The sequence below is a fragment of the Pinirhizobacter soli genome, from assembly GCF_015905305.1.
GTDB lineage: Bacteria > Pseudomonadota > Gammaproteobacteria > Xanthomonadales > Rhodanobacteraceae > Pinirhizobacter > Pinirhizobacter soli.
In genome coordinates this window covers 547,898-573,043 of sequence record NZ_JADZLQ010000003.1, presented here as the reverse complement: position 1 = coordinate 573,043, position 25,146 = coordinate 547,898, and the positions used below count along the sequence as shown (strand labels likewise).

Below are 25,146 nucleotides of genomic sequence, written 5' to 3'. Positions count from 1 at the left end.
GGTGAAGTTGAGCCTTCGCAGGACCGGCTCGGAAGCGACGGGACTGGTTTCGGGTAAGCAGGCGGCGATGCATGATTCCAGGCTCGCCTCGATGCGCGCGGAGAGCACCATGACCTCGCCGACCACGACGTAGATTTCGTTTTCTTCCATGACTGACATCGACACTCCAGGCGATGCGCCACCCTCGCGATGAGGGTGGCGGCGTGCCGGGTTCGAAAAGCCGTACGAAATGACAAGAACGGCCCGGGATAAGCCCGCACCGACACGCCGCCAGAGGCGACGTACGAGGCGCCGCGACACTTTCGCGGCGCCTTTATCAAATCAATTCGTAAACGGGTTTTCGAAGCCCGGTTGCCTCATTGAAGGCAACCCGTCGATGGTGCCGGCCGCGACGCTGACAGTCGATAGTAAGCGTCGCAAAGTTCGGTAGCTCTTTTCTATCGCACCTTTCTCAATCTGCTGGCACGTTCAACCATAACCACTAGGGGTCAGGGTCATAGTGCGCCATGCATTTCCTACTATTCACTATGACTCTGACCCCTAGTGGCTCTGACCCCTAGTGGCTCTTGTCTTGTGGCTTGATCAAGTGCGAACGATGCCAATGCCCAACGCCGCAAGGTCATTGGTGGCTGATGCCGGTGTATCGCGCTCGACCACGACGGTCGTGGCCATCGTGGCCGGGCCGATCACGAAAGGCGACGCGGCATTGATCTTCTCGCGCGAGGCCAGCACCACCACCTCGGCCGCGCGCGCGGCGAAGGCGCGCTTGACCAGGGCTTCTTCCAGGTCGCCGGTACTCAGGCCCGCGTCGGCGTGGACGCCGGTCACGCCCATGAAGTAGAAGTCCGCGCGGATGTCAGCGATCGCCTGGATGGTGGCGGCGCCCACCGACACCATCGAATGCTTAAAGAGCCGGCCGCCGATCAGGATCACCTCGATATGCGGGTGGTTCATCAGCTCAACGGCGACGCTCGGGCTGTGTGTCACCACCGTGGCGGCCAGCGACAGCGGCAGTTCCCTGGCCACGCAAACGCACGTGGTTCCGCCGTCCAGGATCACCACCTGCCCCGGCTGCACCATCCAGGCGGCGCGGCGGGCGATGGACGATTTATCAGCAGGATTAATGGCCTGCCGCTGCACGAAATCGCCGGTGGCTGGCGAAGCTGGCAGGGCGCCGCCATGCACGCGCTGCAGGTGGCCTTCGGCAGCCAATTCCCGCAGATCGCGGCGGATGGTGTCTTCGGAAAGGCCAAATTCCTCGCTGAGGGCCTTGGCCACGACCTGCCCGTCCCGGTGAAGCCGGGACAGGATCACTTGCTTGCGCTGGGTCGTTAGCATGGCATCTGCACGAAAATAATTGACATTGCACGCAACTGCACGATACGCTCCATCCCCCCGCTTGTCCATGGGAGCTTCGCCATGATTCCCACAGCCGACCGCGTGCGCGTGATCGACACCCAGATCCTGTCGAACGACTGGTACGTGCTGAAGAAGACCGTATTCGACTTCCAGCGGGCCGATGGCAGCTGGCAACGCCAACGGCGCGAAACCTACGACCGCGGCAATGGCGCCACCCTACTGCTATATCAGCTGGCAACGCGTCGGGTTGTGCTTACGCGCCAGTTCTGCTTCCCCGCCTTCGTCAACGGCCATCACGGCATGCTGGTGGAAGCCTGCGCGGGCCTGCTGGATCAGGCCACGCCGGAAGAGCGCATCCGCGCCGAAGTAGAAGAAGAAACCGGCTACCGCATCGGCCAGGTACAGAAGGTGTTCGAGGCCTTCATGAGCCCGGGCTCGGTAACGGAGAAGCTTTACTTCTTCGTCGCTGCCTACGACGCCTCGCACAAGGCCAGCGACGGGGGCGGCCTGGCGGAGGAAGGCGAGGATATCGAGGTACTGGAAATCCCCTTCGACGAAGCCATGGATATGGTCAGCCGCGGCGAGATCGTCGACGGCAAGACCATCATGCTTTTACAGCACGCGGCGCTGCATATCTTCAAACACTAAGGAAAACTTGGGGATCAGACATCTACCTAACCCATGCCCATTTGAATAACGAACGGCAGAAAGGGCGAGACCTTTGTGCTGATGCCGCGATATGTTTTCTTGAAGCACTGCGCCTTTGGGCTATCAGAGTCAGAGAGCACTTCCTCGACCAAGGCATAGTCCCCCTTGTCTCGGTGCGTGATCACAAGCATAAGTTGCACTGGCCCACCTGGAAGCGCGTAACAACCATCCTTTTCGTCGAGATGGTAGTGATTGTTGAACTGGGCAAACTCCCCTGCGTAAGTTTGGTAGTCCTTGCCACTATTCTTTTCCCAGTACGCACGCGCTTCGCTGTAGGTTGATACCGCAGGGCCTGCGGCAGCGGCGGTCGCTACAGACAAAGCCAGAATACTTATTTGGATTCGCATAGGTGCTCCCCTGGCGCCTGATTATTGATTGTACGTACACAGCTTACTCAATCCGCCGCCATTGCCATGGCGCGCAGCCGAACAGCCAGCCGCGCCAGCGCGGTGCGCAAGGTGTCCGGGGTAAGTATCTCGAAATCGAAGCCAAGCGACGCAAGTTGCCGCGCGAACCAGCCCATGTCGCTGTCGCTGGCGCTGCTGCGCAACAGCACGCCGCCGGCTACGGGCTCGAACAGGCCGATCGCCGGGGTGAAGGAGCGCCGGGCGGTGTCCAGGTCGGTGTGCAGAAGCACTTCGATCGTGCGGCCGTGCGGCAACGTGGCAATGTTGCGTATCAGCTGAGCGAGTGGATCGAAACCCTGCGGGCGTTGGAAGGTGATTTCCAGCGCCTGCACACCCACCACACGATCCACCCGGAAAGAGCGCAGGCCGCGCCTCAGGTGGCACATGCCCACGACATACCAGGCGCCCGCTCGCCAGGCCAGGCCATAAGGATCGAAGTCGCGCTCGGTTTTCCCGCCGCCGGGAGCGAGGTACCCAAGGTGCACGCGCTGGCGCGACTGTGCGGCGGCTATCAGCGTCATCAACGAGGCATTGCTCGAGGGCGTACTCAACGTGGGCAGGTGCTCGAGCTTCACCGTATCGGTGATGGCGCCCACCTGCCCTTTCAGGCGCGCAGGCATCACCCGCGTGAGTTTGGCATGCGCGCTTTCCAGGGCAGGCGCACCTTCGGCAAGGCCCAGGCCGCGCGCTGCCACCATGCCCACCGATAGCGCCACTGCTTCGTCGTTGGTGAACATCATCGGCGGCAGTTTGAAGCCGGCCACCAGCATGTACGCGCCGTGCCGTCCGCGCTCGGTGGTGATGGGGATCCCCAAGTCTTCCAGGGTGGTCATGTAGCGGCGCAAGGTGCGCACATCCACGCCCACCCGCGCCGCCAGCGCCGGCCCGCTCATGCGGCCGTGCGCCTGGAGCAACTCCAGGACGGCAAGTACGCGGGTGGTGGGAGCGGCCATGGGGCGATTCTAGGTCTGAATCAGGACGGAAATTGTCCTGATTATCACCTAGTGTCCTTCCCGACGGGGCGCCTGGCCTCGGGGGATACGGATCACTTCGATCCAATCAGGACAAAGGTGCGCCATGACCGACCCGAACCATCTTTGGCTGTTCGTACCGCTGGCTTTCGGCATCATCGTGCTGCCCGGCGTGGATATGGCTTTCATCGTCGGCAGCGCGATCACCGGCGGCCGCTCGCGCGGGATGATGGCGCTGGCCGGCATCGCCAGTGGCGGCGTGTGCCATGTGGTGATGACGTCGCTGGGCATCGGCATGCTGGTGAAGGTGCTGCCCGGTGCCTTCAACGCCTTGCTGATTGCCGGCGCCGCCTACATCGCATGGATCGGGATAAGCCTGCTGCGCAGCCGCCACGGCATCGCCATGCAGCCGGAACAGCAAGTGCGTGATGACTGGGCCACTTTCCGCCAGGGGCTTGCCACCAGCCTGATGAACCCAAAGGCTTACCTGTTCATGCTGGCCGTGTTCCCGCAATTCCTGCGCCCGGAATATGGCGGGGTGTGGATCCAGGCGCTGATCCTGTGGCTGGTGATCGCCGGCAACCAGTGCATCGTCTACGGTGGCTTGGTGTTGCTGGCCGGGCGTGTGCGCGGTTGGCTTCAGGGCAGGCCCGGTGCCAGCGCGCTGGCAGCGCGCTGCGTTGGCGTGCTTCTGGTGGGCACCGCGATGTTCACCGGGTTTACCGGATGGCAGCGGATCTAGTCAGGTGATTGCGATCGACTCGTGTTCGACCACTATCACGCCGTCAACCAGATAGATGTAAGTCGTTCCCGCCTGCAGCGCAGGTGACCAATAGTTGATGTTCCCGGCACTGGAATGATCCTCCATTGCGAGGAAATCCATATTCTGGGTGAACTGCTTCACGCCCTTGAAAAGCAAAGTTAGCTTGGTCCTGGTGTTGGGCGAGACGCCGACAAAGGCGCGGACGGAGACAGCAACCTCGCGCGCTGTGGGACGCACCTCCACGCCAGTGAGTTGTGCATCATGAAGTTCCAGGCCTTGGGCAGCAATCACGGGCACACTCCGTCCGGTGGAAACGGGCTTTGAATCTAGCACGCGAATTCATACCGGGCATGTCAGCGCCCGGACGACGCCTTCATCTTCCCCTCAAGATCCCGATAGCCCGGCGCCGCCACGTCGTCGATCTTCAACGACGTGATGACATTGCCCTGCACCACCAGTGACACCTTGCCCAGGCCACCGCCCGCCGCGGTACTCCACGACGCAATCGCAATGGTGTTCGGACCGTGCGCATGCAGCAGCCCCGCGGGCAATTCGAACTCATGTTGGGGGCCGACATCGGAGATATAACGCCCGACCTGCCAGCCATTGATGATGATCAACGCACGGTACGGACGTTCGGATGCGTCATCGATTTTCAGGGCGATGGGAATATCCTGGCCCGTCGGGAGGTCGAGGGTGACGTTCGTGCGATACCACTGCACGCCGGCCTCGGCCGCCGTTGCAGGCAATGTCGCATCCTTCCACGAACTGTCATCGAAGCCAGGCAACGACCAACCTTCGCGCTCGCCGTAGAGGCCACCGTCGTTGAAAGGTCCGCGCACGGCATCGACGCCGTCTTCGCCGCCCAGGTTCCCCTGGATGCTCCAGCTAATCGCTGCATCGGAGCCGAGGAACGTCGCCTTGTACAAGCCGTGCGGTTCCTTGCTGACGCCGTTGCGCTCTTCCTGGTTGTGGCCCATGTTGTCCACCAGCACGGCAAGCACGTTGTCCTTGCCTGGCTGCAGCCACGAAGGATCGATGTTGAAAAGCTGCGAACTGCTGGGGTTGCTGCCCAGATAGTGGCCATTGAGCCACACGGTGAACACACCATGGTTGCCAAGGTGCACGCCCATGTAGGCACCAAGGATGATGCCGGTTTCGTGGCCGGTGGCCTTGAAGTGGCCGCGGTACCACACCGCGCCATGATGGAAGCCGTAGTCGTCGCTGTTCCAGATCGGTGAGTGACCATCCCAGTAGGGGTTCTTGGTCGAGGCAAGATTGGCCCGCGCCCAGGTATGGTCGTCGAAGCGCGGCCCGGCTTCGGGACTGCCGGCGTGGGTCTTCCAGCGATCAAGCGTCGGCAGCGTCACCGGCAATGGACCATCCACCTGGGCCAGCAGGCTGCCAGACGGCGTCACGGACGTGCCAATGGCGCGGCCATTCCAGCTGAGCGATTTCACTGTTCCGGGATTGAAGAATTCCAGTTCACCCGGCCGGGTGGCGTCACCTTTCAGTGAGGCCGAGGCATCCGTCGTGGACACGGCTGCCTCGCGAACGAGGTAAGGGCCACGCACCAACACGGGGCCCTCGTTCGACGGCAGCTGCCAGAAAGTGGCGGCCGTAGCGTCATCGGCCAGGAGCAACAGCAACGAGGTTCCATCGGCACCGCCGATCAACACGCGGGCAAGGCCATCGTGGCGGTAGTTCAACCGGAGCGTTCCAGCCTTGGCGTCGAAGTGACTGGCCACCTGCCCCGCCAACACCCGTACCTGGGGAGCTGCCTTGTAGCGTAGGACGGTCTCGCCATCCTCACCATTACGTCCGTAGAGCAACGCAATATCCCGGCCGCCAGAACTAATCTGGGTCATCCATTCAGAGGTGGAATAGACCAGGTCCTGCGAACCGAAGCGGTAATGGGCCAGCAGGATCTTCGAATCTCGCCCGTTGATCCGCAATGCGGTATCGGGCTGTTGAGGCACCGAGGTGTAAACCACCTTACCACCTTCGGTTTCACCAGCGGCCAGGTTCATCCACACATGCGTACTGTCGTCGGCTTTCGATGCCGCGTCTGCGTGTCGGACGAAATGGAACTGCGTGCCATCGTCGGGATTGATGCGCGCATCGTCACGCAGACCCTGCTGCGTGGGTGGCCGAACAGGCAGGCGCTCGGTCTTCGCCAGCGGGGCCACCGATTGCACGAAGTAGCCCAACAGCTTCTGCTGGTCATACTTGGCGGTGAGCTTTCGGCTGGCCTCAATGGCGGCACCGTAATCGTACGAGGTATACACACCAGGCGAAGCCAGGTAACCCCAATTGATACCACCATAGGTCATGTAGAAATTCTGCATGGTCGAGCCGGCGGCGATATTGGCTTTGTAGAACACCCGCTCGAACGGCACGCCGGTGAGTTCGCGGCATTTCGCGTTGCCCGCTCCACCCCACTGATCGAAGGCGCCACCCTGGTATTCGGGGAAGAACAGCGGAGTGTCCTTCAACGCCATCCGCTCGCTGCTGAAGTCATACAGCTTGTTCCAGCGATCAGGTTGGGTGCAGTCGAAGTCCAGGGGGTACGAATCGAAGCCGGGAATCTGTGGCGCGCCCAACCCGGTAAGGAAATTATCGTTGTGGTTGCCCGTCAAAGGCACCGTGATGCCATCGGCGCGCGCCTTGTCGGCAATGTCCTGCATGTAACGGCGGGTGTCGTCGTTCTCGGTGTAGAGCTCGTTCTCCACCTGGTACAGCAGTACCGAGCCCGTGCCATTGGTGACCTGATGCCGGGCGATGATGGCATCGATGTGGGTGAGCCAGTCCTTGTATGCGGCGGTGTACTCCGGCGCGGTGGTACGGGGTTTTCCCGTCGTAGCGGCAAGCCAGGCCGGGAAGCCGCCGCCGTCGGTTTCGGCGTTGATATAGGGGCCGGGCCGGGCGATCACATAGATGCCCTCGTCACGCGCCATGTCCAGCAGCCGGTCCACGTCACGAATGCCAGAGAAATCATAGACGCCGGGCCGCGGCGAGTGGAAGCCCCAATGGAAGTAGATTTCCACGCCGTTGTACCCGGCGGCCTTCATCTTCTGCAGCACGTCTTTCCAGAGCGACGGGCTGGGCAGGCGCCAGTAGTGGAACGAGCCCGACCACAGGTAGATGCGCTTGCCGTCGACGAGGAGGGAATATCTGTCGTAGGTGACGGTATGCGATGCGCCGTTCGCCTGGAGAGGTGCGCCCTCCAGTGCCCGGGCCGGCATACACGGCGCCGTCGCCAGCAGGGCCAGCAGCACAATCCGTACGCACCAGCGTGCCCTTGGGCCGCCCAACGCTATCGAACCACTATCCATGCCCCACCTACCCATTTGGATCCTGGCCCCGCAGCGTGGGGTAATTTGTGTACTGTTGCAAGTATGGGTATTTTATTGAACGGTGCCGATCAGCTTTTGATCATGCAGAAGTTCGCTCTCGAACGTGATGACAAAGTCCGCGTACTTAGCGTTGCAATCACGGGTTCAAACCGCCGGCGCACCATTCAATCATTCGGCGAAAAAACGCATCGATGCTGTCCCGGCGCACATGAATAAAATTTCATCCCCCTGGGATCAACTTGTGCACTGGTGGTTTGCCTACCGCGTGAAGGACTGGCCATAATCGGACGATCCATTGGGGAGAACCTTAAGATGCGATCCAAGCGCCTGTCGTCCGCCGTGGCCTGCGCCGCGCCTTTCTCCGTTGCCCTGGCGTGCTTGCTCGCTTCGGCGGCATCGCCTGCGCAAAAGGCCGATCCCCAGGCAGAGTTGATCGCCAAGCGCAACGCGCTGGAGCAGCAGCTCGAATCGGTGGCCGTCATCGACCGCAAGGTGATGGTGAAGATGCGCGACGGCAAGCGCATGGCAGCGGATATCTACCGGCCCAAGGACGCCACCGGCAAGGTACCGATTATCTTTTCGCGCACCCCGTACAACTTCAACTTCTGGGATGTGAAGCTTGGTGCGCCGCGTGACATGAGCCGCGAGCTCGAGGCCGTGAAGGCCGGCTACGCCTACGTCAACATGAACGAGCGCGGGCACTATTTCTCCGAGGGCAATTACGACATCCTCGGCGCGCCGCTCACCGACGGCGTGGACGCGGTGAACTGGATGGCATCGCAGCCGTGGTCGAACGGCAAGGTAGGCACCACCGGGTGTTCCTCCACAGCCGAATGGCAGATGGCGGTGGTGGCGCAGGACGATCCTCACCTGGCGGCCTTCAACGTGCAGGGCTTCGGCGCCGGCGTGGGCAAGGTGGGCCCGTATTGGGAACAGGGCAACTGGTACCGCGGCGGCGCGGTGCAGATGCTGTTCATCGCCTGGATCTACGGCGAGCAGAACCAGGTGCGCCCGATGTTCCCGAAGGACGCCACCCAGGCCGAGTTGATCAACGCCTCGCGCATGTTCGACCTCGACCCGCAAATGCCCCCGGTGGACTGGGACAAAGCCTTCTGGCACCTGCCCGAGAACGGCATCATCGCCGCGGTGGACGGCCCCAAAGGCATCTTCGCCGACAAGATGCCGGTAGCCACCGGCGGCAACCTGATCGCCCGCGCACCGAACGATCCGGCGTGGCGCAAGGGCGGCCTGTGGAACGAGGACATGCCGATCAAGCGGCCTGGCCTGTGGTTCATGAGCTGGTTCGACGTGTCGGTGTCGCCCAACCTTGCCGCCTTCAACCACGTGCGCAAGACCGCGCCGAAAGACGTGGCCGACCAGCAGTACGCCGTGATCGCCCCGGTGCTGCATTGCGCCTATACGCGCGCCAGCGAGCACACCGTGGTGGGCGACCTGGACATGGGTGACGCCCGCTACGACTACATGAAGCTGATGATGGGCTTCTTCGACAAGTTCCTGAAGGGCGACGGCAAGGGCGGCATCGACCAGGCCAAGGTCACTTACTACGTGATGGGCGAGAACAAGTGGAAGACGTCCGATACCTGGCCGCCCGCCGGCGCCACCACGCAGACGCTTTATTTCACCAGCGGGGGAAAAGCCAACACGCTGTACGGTGACGGCAAGCTCACCTCCGCGCCAGCGGCCGAAGACAACCCGGACCAGTTCATCTACGACCCGGCCAACCCGGTTCCCACCTTCGGTGGCGGCGGCTGCTGCCAGGGCAATGCGGTGAAGTTCGGCTCGTTCGACCAGACTTCGCATGAAGTGCGCAACGATGTGTTGGTGTACGACTCGGAGCCCTTCAAGGAAGGCGTGGAAGTAAGCGGGCCGATCACGGTGAGCCTGTATGTATCCTCCAGCGCCAAGGACACCGACTTCACCTTCAAGGTGATCGACGTGCACCCGGACGGCAAGGCGTTCAACATCACCGAAAACATCCAGCGCATGCGCTACCGCAACGGCTACGACAAGCCGTTGGCATGGATGAAGCCCGGTGAGGTAACCAAGGTAACCTTCCAGCCAATCGACACCAGCAACTACTTCGGTGCAGGGCACAAGCTGCGCGTGGAAGTATCCAGCAGCAATTTCCCGCGCTTCGACCGCAATCTCAACACCGGCGGCAACAACTACGACGAGGCCAAGGGCGTGATCGCCAACAACGCGGTGCACCACGATGCCGGCCACCCGTCCTCGATCACCCTGACCGTGGTGCCGCGCACCGGTGGCTGAACGCATGAAGCACGATCGACGTCATTTCCTGCGCCAGGGCGCGACCCTGGCCGCGATGGCCTCGGCCGCCACCCTGTCCGGATGTGCAGTGCAGCCGCCCAGGCGGAGCGGCGTAACCCCCGCTGCGCTGATGGGTTCGGGCGTGCCGACACTGGCGCCGGTCAAGGCGAGCCCCGATCGCATCACCGGCATCTATGTATGCACGCGGCCCTTCCGCGCCGCCGGCCCGCGCATCGAGCTTGAAAAGATCGGCTCCAAGGCCGTGGTGCACAACTACGGCCATGGCGGCAGCGGCTGGTCGCTCTCGTGGGGCTCGGGCACGCTGGCACTGGAGCTGGCGATGCAGACAGGCGCCAGGGAGTTGGGCGTGATCGGTTGCGGCGCGCTTGGCCTAACCACGGCGATCCTTGCCCAGCGCGCGGGCCTGCCGGTAACGATCTACGCCAAGCAGTTGCCGCCGGATGTGTTCTCGATGCGAGCCTCGGGCCTGTGGACGCCCGACTCACGCATCTGCGACGACGCCCACGCACCGGCACTGGCCGATCGCTGGGAAACGATGGCGCGGACATCGTGGCGGAATTACCAGTCGATGCTGGGCCTGCCTGGCAACCCGATCCAGTGGATCGAGGGTTATTCGCTGTCCGACTACCCCCGTGGCCAGGCCCCACCTGATCCGGTGAATGACGAGCCGGACTATGGCGAATTCCACGAACGTGTGGCCGATCTCACCCCGCATTCGGTAGATCTTCCACCCGGAAGCCTGCCGTTCAAGCAGCATTACACGCGCCGCTACACCACGCTGATGTTCAACATCAGCACGTATGCGCACATGCTGGTGACCGATTTCCTTACCGCGGGCGGGAAAATCCAGGTGCGCGAGTTCCACCACCCCGGCGATCTGCTGGCGCTGCCCGAGGCGACCTTGGTCAACGCCACCGGTTACGGTGCGCGCGCGCTGTTCGGTGACGAATCGGTCATCCCCGTCCGCGGCCAGACAGCGCGGCTGATTCCGCAACCGGAAGTCACCTACGGCCTGCGCACCCCTCATGTGAGCATGGTGCCGCGAAGCGACGGACTGATGGTGCAGGTGCTGGACGACCACGGCCAGTTCAACAATGCCGACACCACGCCGGTGCGGGCGGTATCGGAAGAGGCCGTGCGCTCATTGGCGAGCCTCTTCGCCTGATGTTCCGATGAGCGCCATGAACAACGCGACTGCGCGCGTCCGGTGGCCAGGCAAACGCCTCGATCGCGCGTTCTTCGCACGTCCGGCGCCAGAAGTGGCGCCGGACCTGTTGCACAAGGTGCTGGCCTCACGCGACGGGCGTGCCGGACGCATCGTGGAAGTCGAAGCCTATGTCGGCGCCGTCGATCCGGCGGCGCATACCTATCGCGGCAAGACAGCACGCAACGCCACCATGTTCGGGCCGGCCGGCCATATGTATGTCTACTTCACCTACGGCATGCACTGGTGCTGCAACTGCGTGTGCGAAGGCGAAGGCCAGGGATCGGGTGTATTGATCCGCGCCCTGGAACCCTTGCACGGCATCGAACTGATGCGTGCGGCCAGGCGAGGCCTCAAGGCTGATCGCGACCTCTGCCGCGGCCCGGCCCGGCTAACCCAGGCCATGAGCATCACGGGCGCGCAGGACGGCATTGATCTGGTGCGGGGCACGGAAGGATTTGCCGTGCTCGACGATGGCGCGCCGCTGCCGGCGGCCATCGTCGCGGGACCACGCATCGGCATCCGCGTGGGACTGGACTTTCCATGGCGCTTCCATGTCGCCGGAAGTCGCTACGTGTCCGGACCTGCGCGTTGAGCGCCTAGAACACGCCGTTGCCGTTGGCGCTGGTCTCGGGGATATCCTGCACCGTTTCCCAATGCTCAACGATCTTGCCGCCGTCGAAGCGGAAGATATTGAAGAGCATCTGTCCCCGTGCATCAGGCGTCGGGCGGAGGTGGCTCATCAGCGTCACCAAGTTACCCTCGGCGATGATGTGTTTGATCTCATAGCTGATCTGCGGCGTCTGCGCGGCGATCTCGGCGATGGCGCGAGCCAGGCCCTCCTTGCCGTCGGCAACGTCCGTGGCGTGCTGGATGTATTCGGGCCCAAGGTAGCGGCTGGCCACCGCGATGTCGCGCGCGGTGAAGATGGCGGCGTAGAGGCTGCGCGCCGTCTGTATATTCGCCGCCTCCGCCGAGATCCCGGGCTCCGCTGCGGGTGCCGAAGCGGCGATAGCCGCGGCGGGAAGGGCCAGTACGAGCGTCATGGCCGTGCCAAGAATGCTTTTGGACAAGTTCATTGGCTTAGCTCCTAGATCAATCCATTGGCATTGAGGCTGGTGGCCGGGATCGGGTTGCCCACGGCCCAGTGCTCGGTGAGCACACCGTTCACCACCCGGTACATGTGGATCTGCACTTCGCCACGATCCCATGGGTTTGGCCTCTGCAACACATGGACGGTTACCAGTCCACCGGACGATATGGCTCGACGGATCTCGTACGAATATTGCGGATAGCTTGCGCGCAGGCGTTGGTGAAACCCGGCGAAACCGGCCACACCATCTTCCACGGCCGGGTCGTGCTGGATGAAGCTGGCGCCGAGATATTTCCGGGCCTCGTTCAGATCCAGGCGACCGAAGGCCGCCTCGTGGAACGCCAGGACCACCGCCTTGTCGGCGTCGCTGGAGGCTGGCGTGACGGCTGCGGTTGACGCCGGGCTGGAGGCTAGACCCGCGCCAGCGAGGGTCAACAAGCCCACGGTAAGCCCAAGGCGGACGAAAGGGTTTGGCATTCGTGACACTCCATGTCGGGGAAAGCCCATCGTTTCCCAGGACACCCACGGCCATCAATGTCAGCCTCAGGACGGATTGTGTCCGCCTTTGCATTGACCAGGCCGCCTTTTCCCGTATTTGGCTGTAGTCGTGTGCCCAGTGCTGGCGAGCAGGCGAGGCGATGGTTTACGCTCGACGGATCGATTCAAAGGGGAAAACACGCCAATGACACAGCCAGCCGTCCTACAGGACCACAGCACCGAACTCACCATCCGAGGCCTGGTGCTGGGCGTGGTGATCACCCTGTTGTTCACTGCCGCCAACGTGTTCTTCGGGCTGAAGGCCGGCCTGACCTTCGCCACCTCGATCCCCGCCGCGGTGATCTCCATGGCGGTGCTGCGTGCGGTGCGTGGGTCGACCATCCAGGAAAACAACATCGTGCAGACGGTAGCGTCTGCCGCCGGCACCCTGTCATCGATCATCTTCGTCCTGCCCGGCCTGATCATGGTGGGCTGGTGGACGGGCTTCCCCTTCTGGACGTCGTTCGCCATCTGCGCCCTGGGCGGCATCCTGGGCGTGATGTATTCCATCCCCCTGCGCCGTGCGCTGGTCACCAACTCCGATCTTCCCTATCCCGAAGGCGTCGCCTGCGCGGAAGTATTGAAGGTTGGCGGTGCGCACGATGAATCCAGCGGCCAGACCGCTGCGCAAGCCGCCGAGTCCAGCAGCGCGGGCCTGAAGGCCGTGGTCGTGGGCTCGGTGGTATCCGCCGTTTTTGCGTTGATCGTCGGCACGCAGATCTTTGCCAGTGATATCGCGCGCACCTTCGCCATCGGCCGCAAGGGTGCGCTGAGCAGTTTCGATTTCCAGCTGTCCTTCGCGCTGTTCGCCGTCGGCCACCTTGTGGGCCTGTGGGTGGGCATCGCCATGCTGGTGGGCTTCCTGATCTCCTGGGCCGGTATCGTGCCGTGGTTCACCAGCGGCCACGAGGTGGTGGGCAGCATCGCCGATACCGCACAGGCGGTGTGGACACACAAAGCACGCTTCATGGGCGCCGGTGTGATCGGCGTGGCGGCCATCTGGACGCTGGCGAAGCTGGTGAAACCCGTGGTGAGCGGGCTTGCCGCGGCAGCCGCTGCCGCTCGCGTGCGCAAGGCCGGTCAGGCCGCTACCCTGCCGCGCACCGAGCGCGATATTCCCATCCATATCGTGGGCATCATTTCGGTGGTTTGCCTGTTGCCGATCATCTGGCTGCTCTACGACTTCAGTGCGGTTGGTACGCTGGCCAGCCACGCCTGGCTGCTGGCGGTCAGCGGCCTGGTCTACATCGTGGTGATGAGCTTCTTCGTCTCGGCGGTATGCGGCTACATGGCAGGCCTGATCGGCTCGTCGAACAGCCCGCTGTCGGGCGTGGGCATCCTGGTGGTGATCGGTGCCGCCTTGTTGCTGGTATTCGGGGTGAAGCCCCTGCTCGGCGTCGACGCCGGCAAGGCCCTGGTGGCCTTCGCCCTGTTCGCCACGGCGGTGGTGTTTGCCGTGGCGACCATCGCCAACAACAACCTGCAGGACCTGAAAACCGGCCAGCTGGTGGATGCCACGCCGTGGCGTCAGCAGGTAGCGCTGATCGTCGGCGTGCTGGCGGGCGCGGCAGTGATTCCGCCGGTGCTGAATCTGATCAACCAGGCCTATGGGTTCGCCGGAGCGCCGGGTGTCGACCCCGCGCGCGCCTTGGCCGCCCCGCAGGCGGCCCTGATCTCGGCATTGGCCCAGGGCGTGATCGAAGGAAACCTGGACTGGTCCGTGCTTGGCCAGGGCGCGCTGATCGGCGTGGGTATCATCATCATCGATGCCATCCTCCGCCGTACTACCTCGGCCAGCCTGCCGCCGCTGGCGGTGGGCCTCGGGATCTATTTGCCCAGCTCCACCACACTGATGATCGTGGTCGGCGCAGTGGTGGGCTGGTGGTTCGATCGTCGTGCCGACCGTGGTCCCCGCGCCGAGCCAACCAAGCAACTGGGCGTCCTGCTGGCCTCGGGCATGATCGTCGGCGAAAGCCTGATCGGCGTGGCCCTGGCGGCGCTGGTGGTGTTCTCGAAAAAAGCCGCGCCGCTGGCGCTAGTGGGCGAGGGCTTTGGCACGGCCGCCCTGTGGATCGGCGGCATCGTCTTCACCGCCGTGATCACCGCGATGTACCTGTGGATCACCCGCCTGGCCAGGCGGCAGGTGGTCTAGCCCACCTCGTTGCCGTGCTGCCCCAGCACCGGGGCAGCGAAGGGCTCGGGACCAGGGGTGCGGCCGAACTTCACCGGATGGGTGACGCCGCGGTATTTCCCCACCACGGGATGCTCGAAGGTGGCGATCATCCCCTCGGCCGCCACCTGCGGATGGTCGAACATGTCCTCGATGCGCCGGGCCGCGGCGCTGGGCACTTCGTCACCGAAGATCGACTCCCATTCCAGCGCGGTGCGCGTGGATAGCGCCAGATGCAGCTTCGGCACGATCAGCGCGTGGTGTTCGGCGCGCTTGCGCACGGTGTCGAAGCGGGCGTCCTCGTGCAGGTCCAACCCGGTGCGTTCGCACAGCGCCTTCCAGAAGCGTGGCGTGTTGGCCGAGATATAGATGTAGCCCTCGCGCGTGGGATGGATGCCGGTGACGCCGCCCGAGCGCATGTCCCGGCCGATATCCAACGATTCACCTTCCGCCCAGATCATCCGCGCCGACTGCATGGTGAGCGCGCTGCGCAGCAACGACACGCCGACGAACTGCCCCAGCCCGCTGCGTTCGCGTTCGTACAGTGCGGAAGAAACGCCCGCGGCTAGTAACGCGGCAGCGTAATAATCCACCACCGAGCCATAGATCACTTCCGGCGGCCCACCGCGCTTGCCCTGCAGCGCGCACATGCCGGTCATGGTCTGTAGCACCTGGTCGTAGCCGGCCTTGTCCCGCATCGGGCCGTCCTCGCCATAGCCGGTGACGGCGCAGTAGACCAGGCGGGGATTGACCAGGTTCAGGCGATCGTGGTCGATGCCCAGCCGTGCGGGCACGCTGGGGCGGAAGTTGTGCACCAGCACGTCGGCATCGCGCACAAGCCGGAGCAACGCTGCATGATCTTCCGCGCGCTTCAGATCAAGCACGATGCCGCGCTTGCTGCGATTGACGCCCAGGAACGCACGGCTTTCCGTGGCAAGCGTCGAAGGATACTGCCGGAGGTTGTCGCCGCCGGGAGGCTCGATCTTGATCACGTCCGCGCCCTGGTCGGCGAGCAGCGTGCAGCCATAGGGACCGGCGATATACGCGGAAAGATCAAGTACTCGCACGCCCGCCAGCGGACCTGCCTGCGCGCGTGGCGCCTGTTGCCTGGGTGATTCCATGCGCTGCTCGTTCATCCGGTTGCCAACCCCTCGACGAGTCACTTTGCAATAGGCGGCCGGTGGGAAAAAGCAGCCGGGGATATGTTCTTAAGCGACAAATTCTTGTGTAACGAGGATGCCCTCATGAAACCGGGGTGGCCGGCGCCAATGGCAGCCAGGTGAGACGCCATGCGCCGTCCACGCGGCCACCGGCGGCGAAGTACGGGGTAAAGACCAGCGGTGGCCGGTAACCGAGCTCAACGGCAAGGCTCAGGACCGCTGCTTCGAGCCGCAGCCAGTCTTCAGGCGGGCTGTCTGGAAGACGCACGCTTTCACTCGCCTTGAAACCATCGATGAGCTCCGTGGCGTACACCAGCGGCCCGTGGGTGAATGCAACGTACTCCTCGTGGAGCACTTCCTGGCGTACCGGGCTGCCATCGGGGGCCAACGACTCCTGCACGTTGCGGTTCGTCCGGCGGTGCAGGAGTGGCCGCGCCGGGAAGTGAGCCTGGATTTCATCGCCATCGCACCACTGGCGCGTGAGGGCGACAAAGGTCCCGGCTTCCACGGCGCCATCCACCGCGTGGCCATTGACGGTGAGAGAGGGTGCGATGGCCCATGACGGTATGCGCACGCGCACGGTGAAACGCGCCTGGCCGTGCATGGCCACGCGGATGCGTATTTCCCCGTGGCGGGGATACGAGGTGAGCGACACCAGTCGTACCCCACCGGCGATGTCGAAACTCGCCTCGCCCGGCCCATGCACGTTTACGGCAAGTGTGTGATCGTCGACCTGGGTGAACGCGATATCGGGCAGTTCCTCAAGCGCCATCGCGCCACTGGACTTGCAGCAACGCCAATAAGTGGTATGCACGCGCCGGCCGTTGGGGAACACGTAGTAGCACCAGTCCTCGCCATCGGGTGCCTGCGCGGCGAGCAGGTCGTTATACGCGGAGCGCTCGATTTCCTCGGCGTACTTTGCCTCGCCACTTATGCGCAGCAACTCGCGATTGAGCTGGATCCACGCAAGCGTGGAGCAGGTTTCCACGTAGCCGTTCGGGCTGAACACGCCGGGCGGGTTGAAGCACTCGCGCGAGCGATGGGCCACGCCGCCCCAGGGACCTCCGCCAAGGGTAAGGTGGTGATCGCGGATGCTTTGCCAAAGCATTTCCACGGCGCGGCGATGCTCAGGCGAGCCCGTGGCGCGATAGAGCTTCGCCAGGCCCACGAGGTTCCACGCCAACTGATAAGCCTTGCCCGTGGCGATAAAAGCCGCGTCGATACCCGCCAGGGCATTCCGCACCAGGCCAAGCTCGCGGTGGGCATCGGCCTGGCGCAGTATTGTCTGCGCCAGCTCCAGATAGCGATCATTTCCCGTGACGAAGAAAAGCTCCACGGCCGGATCCAGCAACACCGTCGCCGACATGCCGTGGTGGTTGCCGAGGTCGGTGATATCGATGCCGCCATGGCCGAGCGTTTGCAGGCACAGATCGCCTATCTTGCAGGCAGCCGCCAGGCATGGCGGCGAACCGAACTGCCGGTGGACTTCCAGCAGTCCAAGCACCAGGTAGGCATGGGTCCAGATATCCCACGTGCGCATGCTGGGCGCGCCATCCCAGGTGCCGGGCTTGGGTGGCTGCGGTTGCATGAAGCGCCGGTCCACCGCATAGGTGCCGAGGTAACCGTCAGGTTCCTGCACCCCAACCAGGAATTCAGCCACGCGCAGTACACGGGCACGTAACGATGCGTCATGGCTGCGTGCCGCGGCACGCGCGGCGGCGACCAGCCACTTGCCAGCGTGTTCCCCGTACCAGTCGCCTTCGCGATTCTGCTCCCGGTGTGCCTGCGCGAAGATTGCGATCGCCGGACTTTGCTCGTCGACGATGAAGTGCGAAAGGCGACCGTGCAGGTTGGCCTCGAGCGCGTCGCCGAGCAAGCCACCCAGCCTGGTGGGGGATACAGTCATTTCAAGGCTCCAGCTACGGCTTTGATGTCTTGCGTGGTAAGGCCTGCCGCTTGCGCGCGCATCACGCCTTGCGTCAGCGCATGGATGATTTCCTCGCGCGGGCGCGACGCGATCCAGCTGCGCGGGGGAATATTGCCCTGCGGATGGTCGTGGCACATGGCGCAGCGCTGGCGGTAGATCGTCGCACCGTCCAGGCCGGATGAACGAGTGGGCGATGGATCTACCGTCACCGGTACGTGCGCCTCGGGGCGCGGCACGTGAACGAGATGGTCCGTACCTACACCGAATGCCTGGATACGATCGGTGCCGACTAGTACCTGGCCACCAGACACCGTCGGTTCGTTGTACTTGCCGCTGGTGAAAAGCTGCCCGGGCGCGCTCTTCCACAACAGCGCCAAGGTCCCCGCATCAAATGCATAGAGCCGTGGGGATGGGGCGCCATCGCCTGCCAGGGCGGCGGAACGACCGGCGTTTTCGTCCAGGACCCAGACGATCGCATCGCGCGAATCGTGGCTGGTGACCACGGGCGAGCCGGGGTTGCCGAACACCACGTCGGGCTGGCCCTGTTCGACACGCAACCATGCAGGCTTGCCGGGGGTGGTGACGACGGCAAGGCGAACCAGCGAGGGTGCGATGCCGGTCGCGGAGCCCTGGGCCGCCCTCGTGTTGCCGGTCATGTAGACATGGGTCGTACCATCCAGCGCGCGGAATACGGCAGGCACCGAGCGTGCTCGTGCGATGTCCATGGCGCCATCCTGCTCCGAATACGGTCCGAACACGTTCAGCGGGCCACGGCCGCCAAACTGCGGCTGGTTCTGAGCCGGCAGCAGCGACGTATCGCTGGCCGCGTCGCTGCTGCAGGGCGGCCGAAGGTCCAGCCGGCCAGGCATGTGATCGCGGTCAAGCAGATAGGCATTTCCCTGCTTGCCGCCGAGCACCAGCAAGCGTGGCGTCGCCGTCGAACCGGCATGGATCTCGGGCAACAGCGATGCGCCGCCCGAGCCTAGGTCGATATCCATCTTCGCCGTAACGCAATAATTGAAGGGCGTGTAGCTGCCTCGCAACCGCAACCCCTGTGGCGCGAGGTCGGAAAGCTCAAGGACCGACTGCGTCCAGTCATGCGCCTGGTCGGTATATCCGTCGAAGCCGCTCCCGGTGACGAGGAAGATGTTGCCCGCCTCGTCGACCGCAGGGCCACCCGCACCCCAGATGCCACCGCTGCCGCGCCGCGGCATGGCCACCGCGGCAAATGCACTCTCGATTCGCGGATGTACCGTGTCCACGGAGGCCAGCCATCCGGTTTCGGTCTCGCCAAAGACAACATACAGATGCGAACCGTCGGGGCTCAGGTTCAGGGCGCCGCGTTGCACGCGGAAGTCGAAGCGGCGTGTCGGTGACAGCAGCCTGGGCCCGGCGTTCCGGTTGACCACATTCATGCGCGTTTCGTCCAGCTGCACCGGCCAGCCGGGAAGCACAACGCCGCTGGCCAGATCCAGCGCATAAGCCTGCCAGCTCTTCTCCGGATCGCAGCTGGTGACGTAGATGCAGCCGCGCTTCACGTCGATGACGGGTGTGGCAAGTACGCCGGTCGGCACCGCGTCCAGCGGCGCCGGCTGCAGCCGGCACGGCATTGCCAGGCGCGTTCGCCACAGGATTCTGCCGGCCGCGACATCGCCCGCCTTCGCGGCGTTGATCGCATAGACGTAGCCGTTGTTGCTGGCGGCGATGACGACCGAAAACGTGCTGCCAGCATGCTGGCCCGCCGTGATCGCGACGCGGTCGACATACAGCGGCGACGCATACAGGTGCGCCGTTTGCCCGTCCACGCTGTCCAACGCAGGAGATTCCCACAGCAAGCCGAACGAGGGCCCGGACACGCTGGCGGGCGTCAGCGCGATCTCCTGGTCATTCCATCCGGTGCGCTCGGGGTCGTGATGGAACGACGGTACGTCGGGCGCGGCCACGTGTGCCGGCGAGGAATCAGGCGTGTCGCGCAGTTCGCCCTCGGCGATGCGCGTGGCGGCATCAGCGGAGCCCACGCTGACGCCACCCTGGGGCACGTCGGCATGTGCAGCCCAGAGGATGGCGTTCAAAAGCGTGCGGCGCAGCATCGTCTGGTCAAGCGCGACAAGGTAATGACCGCCGCTGAATCCGAACGATCTCCCGCCACCTGGTCGCTCGTATGCCCAGGCTACGGTCGCGTCCTCGGGTTTGTCTTCGACGATCCACTTGCCATCGCGATATTGCGGGTGGAGGGTCGCGGTAAGGATCGGCGTGATCTTCCCCCTGAATCGGATACCAGGGTAGAACTCGTCGCGATAGGTGAAATCTTGCACGCCGCGCGTCGCTGGCTGCGATGGCGAGGCCACGTGCAGCGTGGTGGTTTCCGTGGTGCGCTCGGCCATGCCCAAGCGCACGCCGCCAAGCCACCGCTGCAAGTGGATAGACGTATCGTTGGCAGGCACGGTGGACGCCTGGTGCAGGACGACCAGACCCGCATCCGCCCGCATCAGCGCTTCGAACGAATGGCGCCGACCCGCGTCGAGCAAGGGGTGCCTGGTATCGCCATCGAAATACAGCACCACCGCCGATGCGCCGTCGAGGACGTGCGGATCGGCGGGCCACCCATCTGGATAACTCGATATCGTCAACTTATCGCGCTGCCTTTCTGGCAGCGAGGCGAGGAACGAGGCGATGAGCCGGACCCCGTTGGCGTAGTCGTGCCTGGCCGGCCCTTCGCTCTTGCTGCCGCCGATCAGCACGATCTTTTTCGTGGCCTCCTGCGCGTGGCATGCCATGGCCATGAACAGCCCGACGGGGAGAAGCCACCGCCAGGCCCGGCACGCGAGCATCAGGTCGCGTCCACCACGCAACGAAAGCCCACGCAGCCGGAGCGGTCCTTGCTCGGCGACATCAACAGGTACTTGCCGTGCTGGTCCAGCCGGTGGGTCTGAGGGAAATACCAGTGCGACGTCTGCGGCAGGTAGCTGCTGCCACCGCGAAGCACCGCGGCACGCGTGTGCTCGTCGACGTACTCGTCCGTCCACTGCCAGACGTTGCCGACGAGGTCGAGCACACCGAACGGACTGGCGCCGCCCGGGTGCGCATCCACGTCGTCGGGCACGCGAAGCGTGCGGCCCCGGTTCGTGGCGGGCATCCTGGAGGGATCGGCATCGTTACCCCAGGGATAGCGCCTGCCATCGGTGCCCTGCGCTGCGTATTGCCATTCCCATTCGTGCGGCAGGCGCTTGCCGGCCCAGGCAGCGTAAGCACGGGCGTCTTCCAGGGCCACCCAGACGACGGGCTTGTTGCTTTCTCCGGGAAGAGGCGCGCCATTGCGCCAGTGATGCAGGAAGTTGTGCCGGTCGCGCGGCTTCCAACCGCTTTGATCGAGAAACGCCTTGAACTGCGCGTTGGTGACCGGCGTCCGGTCGATATGGAAAGCCGGGATTTCGATGCGGTGCCGGTGATTCCGCCGCGCGCTCGTTTCCCACGGGTACTGCACATCGTTGCCTTCCCAGCTCTGGCCTTCGATCTCGACGCCGCCGACAACGAAGTCGAACGTGGCGGCAGGAATGGCGACCATACCTTCGGGAACCGTCGCCGCGGGGCGCGTAGCGGCGATATCAACGATGGACTGCGGCAATGAACGCCACTGGCTGGACAAGGAATCCAGCCGTGTAGACGCGAGTAGCCTCATACCACCAAGGAAGGCATCCAGGTCATCTACAGCAACACCCGGTTCGATGGCGAACACGGCACCGAAGCCGGCTCCTTCCATCGGGAAGGCGACGACGGCATGCGCGCCTTCGATGCGTGGTTCGAGCGCCACGCCGTTCCACACGTCGAAGTAGCGGGCACCCTCGCGATGCGGCAGCCGGATCTGCTCGCCATCGATATCGTGCTCGTTGCGGTTGACCACCGTCCACAGCGTATAACCCGACGCGGGGAACCGGCTGGCGAAGACGCCCGCCTGCAAGGTGCGCTCGTAGGGCCGCCAATCCATGCTGGTCATCGCCGGTGCGAACTGGCGTTCGATGGTGGCGATGCGGCGCAGTGTCTCGGCATCTCGCGGGGTGAACTGGTTCCAGATGCCCCAGATGTTTTCCCAGGCGTTGTAGCCGATGCCGTTGAAGAAGATGTACTGCAGGTCGTGGTTGCGGTTCCGGCCCCAGCGGTTCTCGTAGTTGATCATGTGGCGAGGCTCGAGCCACTTGAACTTGGCCACCGGAGGCACAGGCTCGTTAGGCGCCTTCTTGCCCCAGCTCTGCACGTTCCAGATCAGCTGTTCCTCGGCGCTGATGGTGGATTCAGGCTGCAGCACCACCGGGTGCCCCAAGGCATCGCAGGCGTCGAAGAAGGCCCGAGGCACGCCGTTGTAGGTATCGCCGTTGATGCCATCGGCCCCGGTGGCTGCCACCAGTTCCGCCATGGCCTGCCAATCGGACACACCCAGCTCGCGCGTGCCGTTGTCCCAGGGCATGGTGGGCAGGAACACGCGCACGCTGCGGCGGTGGAAATCGTCCACCGCGCCGCGCAGGCCCTCGATGCCGCCGGGCATGTCATGGGCGAGGTCGATCTTGTTGCGGTCGTCGATGCCGATGTTCGGGTAAACGAACCAGATCAGCACGCTGTCGATGCCACCGAAGCGCTGCTGCAGGTCGTCCAGATAGCGATCGACGGTGTATTTACCCGTGGTCGCGTCGAAGAAGTAGCGATCCTCCACCATCATCTGCGCGTGGACGAAGTTCCGCTGGGCCCATTGCAATTCGGGCCGCCGGTAATTGGCGTCGTCGTAGCCGATGCGGGTCAGGTGCTCGCGCCGCCAGTCGCGCAGTTCGCGCACCCAATCGTCCACGCTGCCGTCGACGTCCATCTTCCAGTGGCCGATCTCGGCGAACGGCCAGCCCGGCGCCTTGCCTGGCGTGGGCAGGTAGCGACCGGTGGTGACGTGCGAGAACTTGAACTCGGTGCGGACGGGCTCGTCGTCGTTGTCGCCTGGGGGATGGGGTGCTGTCATGGGCTGGGTTGCCTGGATGCGATGGCACGATGGCCCGGTTGGATGGATGCCGCCAGCAGCCGCTCGACCTCGTCGAAGGACGGCATGCCAGCCTGCGCGCCCATCTTCGTACAGGCCAGCGCCGATGCGGCGGTGGCGCGACGCAGGGCGGACGCGAAGGCCTCGCCGCGCGACAACGCGGCCACCAGGGTTCCGCAGAATGTATCACCGGCTCCGGTGGTATCCACCGCGTCCACCGCGAACCCCGATTGCGACAGCGATTCTCCGCCGCGCCATGCACGGCACCCGCGTGAGCCGAGGGTTACCACCACGCATTCGACACCCAGGCTTTGCATCCGCGCATCGATATCGCCGTCGGACCCGGCCAGCATGGCCAATTCGCCTTCATTGACGATGAGCATGTCGATGCAACGCAACAATTCCTCGGGCAGAGTGGCGGCCGGCGCCGCGTTGAGCGCCACCACGACACCGGCCTCGCGCGCGGCCATCGCCCATGCCTGCACCACCGGCAAGGGCGTTTCCAGTTGCAGCAACAGATGGCTTACCTGGCCCAGGGGTGGCAGGTGCGCGGCGCGGAGGGTGGCATTCGCGCCCGGCGCCACGGTAATGGCGTTCTCTGCCGAATCCGCCACGCAGATGAAGGCCACGCCGGTGGCCTCGGAAGCCGCGCGCACGATGTCGAGCTTTACCCCGGCCGCCCGCAGCGATGCCTCGATGGGCTCGGCGTGCGCGTCGTTTCCCAGCGCCAACAGCATGCGCGTCGATGCCCCGCCGGCGCGGGCGGCGGCCACGGCCTGGTTGGCGCCCTTGCCACCGGGAAATGTCCTGAAGTCGCGGCCGAGGATGGTTTCCCCGGGTGCCGGCACGCGAGCGGCAGTCACCACGAAATCGAGGTTGGCCGAGCCCGCCACCAGCACCGTATGGCAACCTGCGACACTCATGGCATCGCCTGGTAGACGAGGTTGTAGAAGCTACGGCTGACATGCGCCAGATCGCGGCCGCCACCCTCGCGCGGGATATGCTGCAGGAAGAGCATGGCTACCAGATGTTCCTTCGGATCGATCGTGTAGTACGTGGACGCGGCACCGGACCAGCCGTACTGGCCATCCGATCCCAGCTGTCCGCGGCGCGCGGCGTCGATCACCACCGAGCCACCGATGCCGAAGCCTTCGGCCGGGCTGAACTGGGTCACCGGTGGATTAAGCATGCCCAGGTGGTTGCGCATCATCATCTCTACGGTCTTGCGGCCTAGAAGCTCCTTGCCGTCGAGCGCGCCACCGTCGAGTAACATCCGGGCGAAGCGGGCGTAGTCGCCGACGGTTGAATACAGCCCGCCGGCGCCACTGTCGTAGTGATTCAAGGCATCCCCGGGATGCCGCGCGCTCGGGCCGTCGGCGATGCGCAGATGGCCATCGTCACCCATGGTGGTGATGTCCACGACGCGATTGCGTTTGTTGGCCGGCACCGAGAACGAAGTGTCGACCATTCCCAGGGGCGTGAATATCCGCTTGTCCAGAAACGACGCGAAGGACTGGCCCGACACCACTTCCACGACGCGGGCGATGAGTTCGAGCGAGGCGCCGTCATAGCCGAAGCGCGTACCGGGATCGGCGGCCAGGTCCACGCGGCTCATGCGGTCGGCGAAGTCGCGAAGGTCGGAGGCACCGTGCGGATCGACGCGCTCCATCGCCTTCACCGCGGCTTCGTCGCCTTTCAGTCCCGCCGGATAGCCCGCCGTATGCGTCAGCAGGTCATGCAGGGTGACCTCGCGAGAGGCCGGCCTACGCGTGCCGTGGTCGAGTACCTGGGGATGGTCGAACCCCGGCAGATACCGCGACACCGGATCGTCAAGGCCTACCTTGCCTTCCTCTACCAGCATCATCAGCGCCACGGAGGTGACCGTCTTGGTCATCGAGTAGATGCGGAAGATGGAATCCGTCGTCATCGGCACGCGTCGGCCGAGGTCGCGGTGGCCATACGCTTTCACTTCGACAATGGCATCGTGCTGCATCACCAGGGTGACGCCACCGAGGTAACCATCACCATCGGTGGCCTTGTCCATGAAGGCGTGCAGCCGGGCCAGGCGATCAGGCGCCCAGCGCGGCGCATCGGCGGCGTGCACCGGCAACGCCGCCACGAACAGCATCCATGCGCACAGCCACGCGGTCCTTGCGCGTTCCAT

The 25,146-nt window shown here is 64.2% G+C and carries 19 protein-coding genes; 6 read left to right on the top strand and 13 right to left on the bottom strand.

The annotated features are described in order from the left end of the window. Positions 1-582: 582 nt before the first annotated feature. Positions 583-1,338 carry a DeoR/GlpR family DNA-binding transcription regulator gene (locus NDK18_RS15800; RefSeq protein WP_250628323.1) on the bottom strand — a complete coding sequence of 252 codons (756 nt, stop codon included), beginning with the start codon at positions 1,336-1,338 and terminating at the stop codon, positions 583-585. Positions 1,339-1,419: 81 nt separating this feature from the next. Between NDK18_RS15800 and NDK18_RS15795 the strand changes: the two genes are divergently transcribed. Beyond that, complete coding sequence (locus tag NDK18_RS15795; RefSeq protein WP_250628322.1) at positions 1,420-2,007, top strand: NUDIX hydrolase; 588 nt, start codon at positions 1,420-1,422, stop codon at positions 2,005-2,007. Between the two features lie 26 nt (positions 2,008-2,033). Here NDK18_RS15795 and NDK18_RS15790 read toward each other — a convergent pair whose 3' ends face one another. Together NDK18_RS15790 and NDK18_RS15785 are read right to left on the bottom strand one after the other, a co-directional pair. Then, entirely contained in the window at positions 2,034-2,414 is a 381-nt protein-coding gene (locus tag NDK18_RS15790; RefSeq protein WP_250628321.1) for a hypothetical protein, read from the bottom strand. Between the two features lie 47 nt (positions 2,415-2,461). Beyond that, positions 2,462-3,427 carry a helix-turn-helix transcriptional regulator gene (locus NDK18_RS15785; protein ID WP_250628320.1) on the bottom strand — a complete coding sequence of 322 codons (966 nt, stop codon included), beginning with the start codon at positions 3,425-3,427 and terminating at the stop codon, positions 2,462-2,464. A gap of 124 nt (positions 3,428-3,551) precedes the next feature. On the opposite strand from NDK18_RS15785, the gene NDK18_RS15780 reads away from it, so the two are divergent. After that, positions 3,552-4,187, top strand: coding sequence for a LysE family translocator (locus NDK18_RS15780; protein ID WP_250628319.1), 636 nt, complete (start codon positions 3,552-3,554; stop codon positions 4,185-4,187). Here NDK18_RS15780 and NDK18_RS15775 read toward each other — a convergent pair whose 3' ends face one another. Beyond that, positions 4,188-4,499, bottom strand: coding sequence for a hypothetical protein (locus tag NDK18_RS15775; RefSeq protein ID WP_250626373.1), 312 nt, complete (start codon positions 4,497-4,499; stop codon positions 4,188-4,190). A gap of 62 nt (positions 4,500-4,561) precedes the next feature. After that, the gene (locus NDK18_RS15770; RefSeq protein WP_250628318.1) at positions 4,562-7,543 is read right to left on the bottom strand and encodes a beta-galactosidase; all 2,982 of its coding nucleotides are present in this window, start codon (positions 7,541-7,543) and stop codon (positions 4,562-4,564) included. 333 nt (positions 7,544-7,876) lie between these two features. On the opposite strand from NDK18_RS15770, the gene NDK18_RS15765 reads away from it, so the two are divergent. From NDK18_RS15765 to NDK18_RS15755, 3 genes are read left to right on the top strand one after another with little or no spacing between them, the layout of a single operon-like run. After that, entirely contained in the window at positions 7,877-9,853 is a 1,977-nt protein-coding gene (locus tag NDK18_RS15765; RefSeq protein ID WP_250626371.1) for a CocE/NonD family hydrolase, read from the top strand. Positions 9,854-9,857: 4 nt separating this feature from the next. Continuing rightward, entirely contained in the window at positions 9,858-11,039 is a 1,182-nt protein-coding gene (locus NDK18_RS15760) for an FAD-dependent oxidoreductase (RefSeq protein WP_250626370.1), read from the top strand. Between the two features lie 16 nt (positions 11,040-11,055). Then, positions 11,056-11,673 (top strand): DNA-3-methyladenine glycosylase, encoded by a 618-nt coding sequence (locus tag NDK18_RS15755; RefSeq protein WP_250626369.1) that lies wholly within the window; start codon positions 11,056-11,058, stop codon positions 11,671-11,673. A 4-nt stretch (positions 11,674-11,677) separates the two neighbouring features. Here NDK18_RS15755 and NDK18_RS15750 read toward each other — a convergent pair whose 3' ends face one another. Both NDK18_RS15750 and NDK18_RS15745 read right to left on the bottom strand, forming a co-directional pair. Continuing rightward, positions 11,678-12,157: a nuclear transport factor 2 family protein gene (locus NDK18_RS15750; protein WP_250628317.1), complete on the bottom strand. Its 480-nt coding sequence runs from the start codon at positions 12,155-12,157 to the stop codon at positions 11,678-11,680. An 11-nt stretch (positions 12,158-12,168) separates the two neighbouring features. Next, the gene (locus NDK18_RS15745) at positions 12,169-12,648 is read right to left on the bottom strand and encodes a nuclear transport factor 2 family protein (RefSeq protein WP_250628316.1); all 480 of its coding nucleotides are present in this window, start codon (positions 12,646-12,648) and stop codon (positions 12,169-12,171) included. A gap of 205 nt (positions 12,649-12,853) precedes the next feature. Between NDK18_RS15745 and NDK18_RS15740 the strand changes: the two genes are divergently transcribed. Next, positions 12,854-14,860 carry an OPT family oligopeptide transporter gene (locus tag NDK18_RS15740; protein WP_250626366.1) on the top strand — a complete coding sequence of 669 codons (2,007 nt, stop codon included), beginning with the start codon at positions 12,854-12,856 and terminating at the stop codon, positions 14,858-14,860. Here NDK18_RS15740 and NDK18_RS15735 read toward each other — a convergent pair. The 6 genes from NDK18_RS15735 to NDK18_RS15710 all read right to left on the bottom strand — a co-directional run bounded on the left by NDK18_RS15735 (position 14,857) and on the right by NDK18_RS15710 (position 25,146). Beyond that, entirely contained in the window at positions 14,857-15,999 is a 1,143-nt protein-coding gene (locus NDK18_RS15735) for a CaiB/BaiF CoA transferase family protein (RefSeq protein WP_250628315.1), read from the bottom strand. The genes NDK18_RS15740 and NDK18_RS15735 overlap by 4 nt on opposite strands. Positions 16,000-16,120: 121 nt before the next feature. After that, positions 16,121-17,944 carry a glycoside hydrolase family 127 protein gene (locus NDK18_RS15730; protein ID WP_250628314.1) on the bottom strand — a complete coding sequence of 608 codons (1,824 nt, stop codon included), beginning with the start codon at positions 17,942-17,944 and terminating at the stop codon, positions 16,121-16,123. Then, positions 17,941-20,748 carry a ThuA domain-containing protein gene (locus tag NDK18_RS15725; RefSeq protein WP_250628313.1) on the bottom strand — a complete coding sequence of 936 codons (2,808 nt, stop codon included), beginning with the start codon at positions 20,746-20,748 and terminating at the stop codon, positions 17,941-17,943. Before NDK18_RS15725 ends, NDK18_RS15730 begins: the two co-directional genes overlap by 4 nt. Positions 20,749-20,795: 47 nt before the next feature. Next, positions 20,796-22,964 carry a formylglycine-generating enzyme family protein gene (locus tag NDK18_RS15720; RefSeq protein ID WP_250628312.1) on the bottom strand — a complete coding sequence of 723 codons (2,169 nt, stop codon included), beginning with the start codon at positions 22,962-22,964 and terminating at the stop codon, positions 20,796-20,798. Continuing rightward, positions 22,961-23,905 (bottom strand): ribokinase, encoded by a 945-nt coding sequence (locus NDK18_RS15715; RefSeq protein WP_250628311.1) that lies wholly within the window; start codon positions 23,903-23,905, stop codon positions 22,961-22,963. The genes NDK18_RS15720 and NDK18_RS15715 overlap by 4 nt, the downstream gene beginning before the upstream one ends. After that, complete coding sequence (locus tag NDK18_RS15710) at positions 23,902-25,146, bottom strand: serine hydrolase domain-containing protein (RefSeq protein WP_250628310.1); 1,245 nt, start codon at positions 25,144-25,146, stop codon at positions 23,902-23,904. Before NDK18_RS15710 ends, NDK18_RS15715 begins: the two co-directional genes overlap by 4 nt.

Bases quoted from the DNA above. Each gene is read 5' to 3' on its own strand.
- NDK18_RS15720 (WP_250628312.1), bottom strand. From the start codon at position 22,964: ATGACAGCACCCCATCCCCCAGGCGACAACGACGACGAGCCCGTCCGC.
- NDK18_RS15710 (WP_250628310.1), bottom strand. From the start codon at position 25,146: ATGGAACGCGCAAGGACCGCGTGGCTGTGCGCATGGATGCTGTTCGTG.
- NDK18_RS15715 (WP_250628311.1), bottom strand. From the start codon at position 23,905: ATGAGTGTCGCAGGTTGCCATACGGTGCTGGTGGCGGGCTCGGCCAAC.
- NDK18_RS15745 (WP_250628316.1), bottom strand. From the start codon at position 12,648: ATGCCAAACCCTTTCGTCCGCCTTGGGCTTACCGTGGGCTTGTTGACC.
- NDK18_RS15750 (WP_250628317.1), bottom strand. From the start codon at position 12,157: ATGAACTTGTCCAAAAGCATTCTTGGCACGGCCATGACGCTCGTACTG.
- NDK18_RS15790 (WP_250628321.1), bottom strand. From the start codon at position 2,414: ATGCGAATCCAAATAAGTATTCTGGCTTTGTCTGTAGCGACCGCCGCT.
- NDK18_RS15735 (WP_250628315.1), bottom strand. From the start codon at position 15,999: ATGGAATCACCCAGGCAACAGGCGCCACGCGCGCAGGCAGGTCCGCTG.
- NDK18_RS15760 (WP_250626370.1), top strand. From the start codon at position 9,858: ATGAAGCACGATCGACGTCATTTCCTGCGCCAGGGCGCGACCCTGGCC.
- NDK18_RS15765 (WP_250626371.1), top strand. From the start codon at position 7,877: ATGCGATCCAAGCGCCTGTCGTCCGCCGTGGCCTGCGCCGCGCCTTTC.
- NDK18_RS15770 (WP_250628318.1), bottom strand. From the start codon at position 7,543: ATGGATAGTGGTTCGATAGCGTTGGGCGGCCCAAGGGCACGCTGGTGC.
- NDK18_RS15780 (WP_250628319.1), top strand. From the start codon at position 3,552: ATGACCGACCCGAACCATCTTTGGCTGTTCGTACCGCTGGCTTTCGGC.
- NDK18_RS15800 (WP_250628323.1), bottom strand. From the start codon at position 1,338: ATGCTAACGACCCAGCGCAAGCAAGTGATCCTGTCCCGGCTTCACCGG.
- NDK18_RS15755 (WP_250626369.1), top strand. From the start codon at position 11,056: ATGAACAACGCGACTGCGCGCGTCCGGTGGCCAGGCAAACGCCTCGAT.
- NDK18_RS15725 (WP_250628313.1), bottom strand. From the start codon at position 20,748: ATGGCCATGGCATGCCACGCGCAGGAGGCCACGAAAAAGATCGTGCTG.
- NDK18_RS15740 (WP_250626366.1), top strand. From the start codon at position 12,854: ATGACACAGCCAGCCGTCCTACAGGACCACAGCACCGAACTCACCATC.
- NDK18_RS15785 (WP_250628320.1), bottom strand. From the start codon at position 3,427: ATGGCCGCTCCCACCACCCGCGTACTTGCCGTCCTGGAGTTGCTCCAG.
- NDK18_RS15795 (WP_250628322.1), top strand. From the start codon at position 1,420: ATGATTCCCACAGCCGACCGCGTGCGCGTGATCGACACCCAGATCCTG.
- NDK18_RS15730 (WP_250628314.1), bottom strand. From the start codon at position 17,944: ATGACTGTATCCCCCACCAGGCTGGGTGGCTTGCTCGGCGACGCGCTC.